Raw genomic sequence first — 5,996 nt, 5'->3', positions numbered from 1 at the left:
TGTAGTGACGGGCGAATTTGGCGGCGATAATGTCGGCGCGATTCAGTTGCCAGCAACCTCGGGCACTGGGACACCGGCGGTGGTCGATTACGTCTTGCTGAAACTGCCGCCACTGCCGGGAGGAGGTACGTTCCAGACCGGACTCGATCCACACACCGTCACCGCGTACGTGAGTCCGACCTCGAACAAGGCGTTCGCGATTGTCGCCGACTCGCCGCTGAGTTTCCTCGCAATCATCGATCTCGACGCAATGCTGAAGGCGACGCGCACGCCGAGCACCCACATCGTCGATCCGGCGGTGGATCCGATCGCCACCGGAATCGTGCGCTACATCAAGATCTTCTGATCGGCGCGCGCATCGCGGCATGACCGAAGACGCCGGCCTCACATGGGGCCGGCGTTTTCATTTTTACGATATGAAGGCACTGGTGTGCCGAAGAGTCACCTCCACAGGCTAAAGCCTGTGCCACCCATCAGATATTCAGTAGAAAGAAAAGCAAAATTTTCTTAGCCGATTATTTGACTTGGGTCGTTGTGAGTTGATAGTTAAGGCGGGCGGTTACGCAATTGTGCGACGGTCGGGGGGGCGCGTCGCGCTTGGCAAAGATGCGGTCGATCGCGAGAGTCTGCGCGAGACCGCTCGATTTGGCCTTGGGAGGGGTCTTCGGATGACAAGCCGTAAAGCGAGATATTTGTTGTTCCTTGTCTTGATGCTGATGGCGATCAAAGGGTGCACTTGTGACGATGATAACGGCCACCGCAGACGCCATCCGCCTTCGCCGACGCTAACGCCGACGACTACAGCTACGCCGACCTCAACCCCGACGCCGAGTCCGGTGGTAACCTCGCCTGGGTCCGGGCTGTTCGCGATCGATTGCACGCGCGATCGCGCTTATGTACCGCTGATCGCATCGCCCGACCCGGTTACCGGAAATGGCCGAGTATCGGTGATCGACCTTGCAGTGGATCCGGATGTAACTGACCCGCGCAAAACAACGCTGGTGCTGTCGCATCCGAACAATCCGACCGGCGCAGCGTTCGACAATGACGACAATCTCGTGCTGGTGGTCAGCGGATCCTCAAGTGGATTCATCGATATAATCGATATTAGCGTGGATCCGCCGGTGCTGACCGCGGACTCGCCGATCCCGATGCCAGTCGGCATGGCGCCGGGATTCACCGGGCAGGTGCTGTACGATCCGATCGGAAAAAAGGCGATCATCAACACGCTGGACGACGGCGCCGGATGCACCCAACCGAACGGATGTACGGGTTTCGTGGCATTCGATGTGCCGACGCGCGTGTTTGGCCAATTCATCTCGGCCAACTACGCGGAGACCTTCGCCTTCAACTCGGCCACCAACCAGGTCTGGGATGCGAGCGACAGCGACCCTGGAAATCAGATCAATATGCCTGATTTCAGCCTGGCCAACACCGCTGCTTGCGTGCTCACTGACCCTAACCTGGCGGGCGATCACGACGGTGCGTCGGTCGATTTCACGACCAACATCGGCGTAATCAGCCAGGAGAACGGCTCGGCCACGGTGGTGAACCTGAACGGCTCGACGGTCGACACGGTGGCTGTCCCGTGCGCGATTAATGAAGGCGGCACGCCGCCCAACTCGGCGGTGGTCTCAGGCCTGCCGGGCTCCACGGCCGGATCGGCGGTAAACCCGGTGACTCACCAGGCGTTCCTGATCGAAGATGGCTCGCCTGGCATAACCCTGCTGACGCTGCCTACGGCGCCGGTTGTTCAGCTCGATCCAACGACTCTAGTCACGTCGATTGGAGCGATTCCGCCCAATCCTTTCGGCGGGACTTTCAGGACGCAGGGCGATCCATACGCGGTCGCGATCGACGTTTGCCACAACAAGGGATACGCAGTGGACAGTTCCTCGACCTGGCTGGTGCAGACCGATTTGCCGACATTGCAGACGACGCCGGCCTCGATAGCGACGGCACTGCTGGCGGGTCAATGCACCGGGACCACGAGTACCACCTCGTGCAAGAACGGCGCGGGCATCATCTACTTCGCGCTCCCGCCAGTGCCATGAGCCGCTGTTAGCTAAACCGACCTGAAGAACGGGCCGGGGTTCGAAAGAGCCTCGGCCCGTTTGCCTTACCATCGCCAGCGGCGCACTTACGATTGAGTCGTACGAAATCCGGCTGAATTGAACTGGCAGTCCGCGGAGATTCCGATGGCGCATCCACACATGGATTACGATCCCAACGGACCGGTAAAGCGTCTGCGCGAGATTTGCCTCGCGCTCCCCGAAACGATCGAGCAGGAAGCGTGGGGCGAATGCACGTTCCGCGTCGCCGGCAAGATGTTCGCGATGACCGACAACAATCATCACGGCACGGGCCGCGTCGCAGTATGGTGCAAGGCGCCGCCGATGGTGCAGGAAATCCTGGTCGCCTCCGATTCGAAGCGCTTCTTCAAGCCGCCTTATGTCGGTCACAAAGGATGGCTCGGGGTGCGCCTCGATGTCGAAGTGGATTGGGACGAACTCGTCGCGATTCTGGAGGACGGCTGGCTAATGAGCGCCCCCAAGCGCCTCGCCGTGGCTCGACGTAGTACGAGCGCAGAAGTAAATACGGTCGCTAAGCGCGATCGCAAAAGGACGGGAACAGTTCCAGCCAAAGTAGAATCATCGCCGTTAGCACGAGCGGTCGCAAAATCGAGGAAGAGACTTGCCACGCTCACCTCGGTACGCATGAAATAGCATTGCGTTTACCGGCCATCCAGATCCGGCGCTCTTTTCAGCGAGCGATTGACAAACTCTTTCGGCGGCTTGCAGGCCACTCAGGTGGCATCAGTACGAAGGTGACGACGACCAGAATCGCGAAGGCGATGTAAATCGCGGTGAACGTCGCGGGCGGGAAGTCGTAGAAGATCAATCGATGCGCCCAGTAGCCGAGGAAGTCGCCCGGATACTCGGCGCTACCAGCCTGTCGGCGCAGCCAATCTTCGATCGTCGTCAGCGGGCACATCACGCCGGTAAACGCCTCGACGCATACCAGCGCGATCGCCGCGAGATGCACGATCCTGAAGGTGAAGTTGCGCGTCCAATTGCAGTAGTCTCCGGCCTTGCGCCATCGCAATGCGGCCCCGGCGAGAATCGCGATCAGTCCGAATAGTACGAACGCTACGTAGGCGGCGTGCACGATCACGACCGTATCGGCGAGCATCCGGTAGCCGGTAGCCATATACAATTATGCGCGCGATCGAGCCCGTGGCTGAACATCTTCGCGAAGAAATCAACGCTCATCGTGTCTTTGCCGGTTCGATAGAAGCGGCGCTATACTCGCCGAGTCATACGACGGATTGCGCCGAAAAACGCGGAGAACAACCATGCGGCTCAAAGACAAGATCGCATTGATCACCGGCTCGGGATCGGGAATCGGCGAGGCGACCGCCAAGACTTTCGCGCGCGAGGGCGCCGCGGTGGTGGTGGTCGATATGAACGAAGACGGCGGGAATCGCGTCGTCGCGGAGATTCGCAAAGCTGGCGGCACCGCGGAATTTCTTGGCGCCGACGTCGGCGCGACCGCCGAGATCGAGCGGATGATCAAGTTCGCCACCGACAAGTTCGGCCGCCTCGATATCCTGCACAACAACGCGGTCTTCACGACCGTCGGCCGAATCGCGGATATCACGCTGGAAGGATGGCAGAAGACGCTCGACGTCGGGCTGACCGCGTACTGGTATGGGACCAAGTGCGCGCTACAGGTGATGCTGCCGCAGGGCAAGGGCGCGATCGTCAACACGGCGTCGGTGTCGGGACTCGCGGGCGACTACACACTGGGCGCGTACAACGCGGTCAAGGCGGGCGTCGTCAATATCACGCGGGTGACGGGAATCGAATACGCGCGCAAGGGGATTCGATGCAACGCGGTATGCCCCGGGCCGATCGGCACGCCGCCGCTGCTCAGGATGGAGGATGCGCGGCCCGATATCGTCGGGCGCATCCGCGAGGCGATTCCGATGGGTCGTCTCGGCGAGCCGCAGGAAATCGCCAACGTGGTGTTGTTCCTCGCGTCCGATGAAGCGTCGTTCGTCACCGGCGCGTTTTTCGTCGCCGACGGCGGGCTGTGGGCGCATTCGGGGATGCCGTCTCTTTCCGGCGAAGGTCCGGAATGGTAAGCGCTAATAACTCAGGAGGTAAATCGAATGTCGCAGCAACAGCTTGATCAAATTGTTCAGATGCTGAAGGCGCAACCGATCTTGGCAAGCCCATCGCTGGCGGAACCGCGCGAGGGTTTCGAAAAGATGGCCGGCACTTTTCCGGTCGATGCGGACGTGAAGGTCGAACCGGTGAACGCCGGCGGTATCAAGGCGGAATGGATCGCCGCGCCCGGCGCCGACGCGGGCCGCTCGATACTTTATCTACATGGCGGCGGCTACGTGATCGGATCGATCAATACACATCGCTCGCTGGCGGGCCGGCTCTCGCGCGCCGCGAAGGCGCGCGTGCTCGTGATTGATTACCGGCTCGCGCCGGAGCATCCGTTCCCGGCGGCCGTGGACGACAGCGTCGCGGCGTACCGCTGGATGCTTTCGACGGGGCTGAAGCCGGCGCGGACCGCGGTCGCAGGCGATTCCGCGGGCGGCGGGCTCGCGATCGCGACGCTGGTTGCGATTCGCGACGCGAAGCTGCCATCGCCGGCCGCGGGCGTCGGACTCTCGCCGTGGGTCGATCTCGAAGGTATCGGCGAATCGATGCAGACCAAGGCGTCGATCGATCCGATGGTTCAGCGCGCGGGGCTGCTCGATATGGCGAAGCTCTATCTCGGCGGCAAGGATGCGCGCTCACCGCTCGCGGCGCCGCTCTATGCTGATCTCACAGGCCTGCCGCCGCTGCTGATCCAGGTCGGCACTGCAGAAACATTGATGGATGACTCGACGCGAATCGCCGAGCGCGCGCGCAAAGCCGGCGTGAAAGTGACGCTCCAGCCGTGGGAGAACATGGTGCACGTGTGGCACCTCTTCGCGGCGATGCTCGATGAGGGTCAGCAGGCGATCGAGAAAGTCGGCGAGTTCGTGCGCGCGAACGCGGCCTGATCGCGTGACGGATCGATGCGCCGGCCGTGAACAATCGAGCGTCGCCGCGCGCGTCAATCGGCGATCGAATCGCGGCGCTCGACTGGAAGCGAATCGAGGGCGACCTCGACACGCGCGGATCCGCCACGACCGGAAAATTGCTGAGCGCCGCCGAATGCGGTGATTTGATCGCGCTCTATGACGATCGCGAGCGGTTTCGCAGCCGCGTCGTCATGGAGCGCTTTCGCTACGGCGTCGGCGAGTACAAATATTTCGTGCGCCCGATGCCGCCGATTGTCGAGCAGGCGCGAGTCGCGCTCTATCGGCGATTGCATGCGACTGCGAATCGATGGGCGCGAGCATTGGGCGACGACGCCGACTACCCGGCGTCGCTCGCGCGCTACCTCGAAATCTGCCGCGCGCACGGCCAGACCAGGCCGACGCCGCTAATCCTTCGCTACGAAGCCGGCGGCTACAATTGCCTGCATCAGGATCTGTACGGCGAAATTAGTTTTCCGCTGCAATTCACCTGCGTGCTCAGCCGCCCTGGCATCGACTTCGAAGGCGGAGAACTACTGCTCGTCGAGCAGCGCCCGCGCGCGCAATCGCGCGGCGACGCGATCGCGCTCGATCTCGGCGAGGGAATCATCTTCGCCAATCGGTTTCGTCCGGTCGCTGGCGCACGCGGATACTATCGCGCAACGATGCGACATGGCGTCAGCACCATCACGTCGGGCCTGCGCTACGCGATGGGCATCATCTTCCACGACGCCGCATAGCGCGCGCGCTACCGGGATTTCAGGATCGGACTGGCTAGCTGTGGTCGTCAGCCGCGCACTTGCCTTCGTCGCAAGAGCAAGTCGCGCCGGCGTTCTCGGTTTTGAATTTACCACACCAATCGTTGCACAAGGTAAGATTGTCCTCGGTGTCGTAGAAGGCTTTGCATTGCTTC

At 61.7% G+C, this 5,996-nt stretch carries 7 protein-coding genes; 6 read left to right on the top strand and 1 reads right to left on the bottom strand.

What is annotated here, in order from left to right:
- From Q7S58_RS20100 to Q7S58_RS20090, 3 genes are all read left to right on the top strand, one after another.
- On the top strand, window positions 1–346 hold a 346-nt coding region (locus Q7S58_RS20100), incomplete at its 5' end, for a hypothetical protein (RefSeq protein ID WP_304830299.1).
- Between the two features lie 601 nt (window positions 347–947).
- Window positions 948–2,054 (top strand): hypothetical protein, encoded by a 1,107-nt coding sequence (locus Q7S58_RS20095; protein ID WP_304830297.1) that lies wholly within the window; start codon window positions 948–950, stop codon window positions 2,052–2,054.
- Between the two features lie 144 nt (window positions 2,055–2,198).
- Entirely contained in the window at window positions 2,199–2,726 is a 528-nt protein-coding gene (locus Q7S58_RS20090; RefSeq protein WP_304830294.1) for an MmcQ/YjbR family DNA-binding protein, read from the top strand.
- A gap of 37 nt (window positions 2,727–2,763) precedes the next feature.
- Here Q7S58_RS20090 and Q7S58_RS20085 read toward each other — a convergent pair whose 3' ends face one another.
- Window positions 2,764–3,210, bottom strand: coding sequence for a DUF2784 domain-containing protein (locus Q7S58_RS20085; RefSeq protein WP_304830292.1), 447 nt, complete (start codon window positions 3,208–3,210; stop codon window positions 2,764–2,766).
- Between the two features lie 145 nt (window positions 3,211–3,355).
- Between Q7S58_RS20085 and Q7S58_RS20080 the strand changes: the two genes are divergently transcribed.
- Genes Q7S58_RS20080 through Q7S58_RS20070 form a run of 3 tightly spaced genes read left to right on the top strand, consistent with a single transcriptional unit; the run spans window position 3,356 to window position 5,823 of the window.
- Window positions 3,356–4,147, top strand: a complete 792-nt coding sequence (locus Q7S58_RS20080) for an SDR family NAD(P)-dependent oxidoreductase (protein WP_304830290.1) — start codon at window positions 3,356–3,358, stop codon at window positions 4,145–4,147.
- A gap of 27 nt (window positions 4,148–4,174) precedes the next feature.
- Window positions 4,175–5,065 carry an alpha/beta hydrolase gene (locus Q7S58_RS20075; protein WP_304830288.1) on the top strand — a complete coding sequence of 297 codons (891 nt, stop codon included), beginning with the start codon at window positions 4,175–4,177 and terminating at the stop codon, window positions 5,063–5,065.
- A 26-nt stretch (window positions 5,066–5,091) separates the two neighbouring features.
- The gene (locus Q7S58_RS20070; RefSeq protein ID WP_304830286.1) at window positions 5,092–5,823 is read left to right on the top strand and encodes a 2OG-Fe(II) oxygenase; all 732 of its coding nucleotides are present in this window, start codon (window positions 5,092–5,094) and stop codon (window positions 5,821–5,823) included.
- Window positions 5,824–5,996 lie beyond the last annotated feature (173 nt).

Origin of the sequence: Candidatus Binatus sp., from assembly GCF_030646925.1 — a bacterium.
Classification (GTDB): domain Bacteria; phylum Desulfobacterota; class Binatia; order Binatales; family Binataceae; genus Binatus.
Note: the sequence above shows the minus strand (reverse complement) of the source record. Positions and strands in the feature narration are given on the sequence as shown.